At 73.1% G+C, this 271-nt stretch carries 1 protein-coding gene; it reads left to right on the top strand.

Features of this window, described 5'->3' with window-relative positions; translation table 11 throughout:
- A partial coding sequence (locus CAPSK01_RS10355; protein WP_273703475.1) for an SUMF1/EgtB/PvdO family nonheme iron enzyme occupies positions 1-271 on the top strand: 271 nt, incomplete at both ends.

The following is a 271-nucleotide window of genomic DNA, read 5'->3' on the forward strand; positions in this document are numbered from 1 at the left end:
TGGAGTGGTGTGCCGACTGGTACGGAGACTACCCGACGACGCCGCAGGTGGACCCGCGCGGCGCGGCGTCGGGCGACGCCCGCGTGTTGCGCGGCGGCTCGTGGAACGGCAACGGCAGGTTCGTGCGTTCTGCCTACCGCTACGGGGACGAGCCGGGCGGGCTCAGCAGCTTCATCGGGTTCCGGCTCGCCCTAGGTCCTGGGAAGGCGGCGGAGCCGGCTTGGCAGGTGGGAAGGCAGTTGCCGGCGGAGCCGGCGAAGCCGAGCCAGGG

The organism is Candidatus Accumulibacter vicinus, assembly GCF_000584955.1.
GTDB lineage: Bacteria > Pseudomonadota > Gammaproteobacteria > Burkholderiales > Rhodocyclaceae > Accumulibacter > Accumulibacter vicinus.